Origin of the sequence: Mesorhizobium sp. M7A.F.Ca.CA.004.12.1.1, assembly GCF_003997835.1 — a bacterium.
GTDB lineage: Bacteria > Pseudomonadota > Alphaproteobacteria > Rhizobiales > Rhizobiaceae > Mesorhizobium.
On record NZ_RZRK01001181.1, the window covers coordinates 1 to 1,324 of the forward strand.

At 61.6% G+C, this 1,324-nt stretch carries 3 protein-coding genes and 1 pseudogene; all 4 read left to right on the forward strand.

The genetic code is table 11. The features are described from left to right. On the forward strand, positions 1 to 248 hold a 248-nt coding region (locus EN984_RS34895), incomplete at its 5' end, for a hypothetical protein (protein ID WP_127384370.1). Positions 249 to 626: 378 nt separating this feature from the next. Further along, positions 627 to 716: pseudogene (locus EN984_RS39430) on the forward strand (hypothetical protein); the annotation flags it as partial. 86 nt (positions 717 to 802) lie between these two features. Continuing rightward, the gene (locus EN984_RS39435) at positions 803 to 973 is read left to right on the forward strand and encodes a cytochrome c oxidase assembly factor Coa1 family protein (protein WP_281057385.1); all 171 of its coding nucleotides are present in this window, start codon (positions 803 to 805) and stop codon (positions 971 to 973) included. A 193-nt stretch (positions 974 to 1,166) separates the two neighbouring features. Beyond that, positions 1,167 to 1,324, forward strand: a 158-nt coding sequence (locus EN984_RS34905; RefSeq protein ID WP_127384371.1) for an FAD-dependent oxidoreductase, incomplete at its 3' end; no start/stop codon positions are given.

Genomic DNA, 1,324 nt, shown 5'->3' on the forward strand with positions numbered 1-1,324 from the left:
GCAGTCAGCCATGGAGCACGGAGACCGCGCGTGCGGTAAACGAGAAGACCGCCGCTATGGCCGAAGGCGTGTTTGCGGCGCAAATGTCCTTCCTGCAATCGGCATCGCGGTTCTGGCCGGAAATCTTTTCCGGCCGCACGCCATCGCTGTTCAACGGGGTCGCGGCGGAGCGCTCGATCAGCGCCGCGCTGAAGCCGGCAAGCCGTGCCGTGAAAGCGAATTTTCGCCGGCTATCCAACAAGACCTGACAGAAGTTGCAGAACTTTGATTTTGCGCATTGACGGGCTCATGCGCTAGAATCAGTCGGTACGTCACCGATGGGGGACACGATGGCCGGACAACCGCTCAACCAGCCGGCTGAAATTCCAGCCGAACTCGACCGCTGGAACTGGGGCGCTTTCTTCCTCAACTGGATCTGGGGCATCGGCAACAGCACTTTCATCGCGTTACTGGCGCTGATCCCTGTCGTCAACATCATCATGATCATCGTGCTGGGCGCACGCGGCAGCCGCTGGGCCTGGCAGAACCGCGCCTGGCGCGACGCGGAACAGTTTCGCAAGACGCAACGCAACTGGGCAATCGCCGGCCTTGCCGTCTGGGTTGTCGGGATTGGCGGCTGCGCGACGATGGTGGGCAGCATTCCCTACGTCCTGAAAGGCAGCGATGCCTACCACATGACGATGGACAGGCTTCGCGCCGACGACCGCGTCAAGGCGGCGTTGGGTGATGATTTGACCGACAGTTTCTGGGTCGGCGGCCATCTCAACGTCAATGCGAATGGGCCGGCGACGCCCAGTTCGGCATTCCGGTCCACGGCGCCAAGGGCAAGGGCACGGCCTACTCGACCGCTGTCCGGACAGCCGGCACATGGAGCCTGCGCCTGCTGGTCGTCAGGGTCGAAGGAGCCGACGCGCCGATCGTGCTGATCAACGAAGATCATGTCCCGATCCCGAATGCTGCAATCGGAATATAGCAGGGCAAAACGCAAAGAAGCAGCCTAAACGCGGGCGCGAAGGCTGACAGTTCGGCCGGCTTTGTGGCCCAACAGTCGGGTGACCACTGCTGCGTTCCAGACAAGGAAATATGCTGAAAAGCCGGATGCTGTCTGACAGTATGCGCATGCGTTCATGTGGACCGGTGGCAATTTCATACAAGGGCACGCGCATATGGTGAGTTCCTTTCGTGCGGTCGTGGTCGGTGGCGGCTGTGTGGGTGCAGGCATTCTCTACGGCCTGGCAAAGCGCGGCTGGACCGATGTGGCATTGCTGGAGCGAACGCAGCTTACGGCCGGGTCGACATGGCATGCCGCGGGGCTCATCCCTTC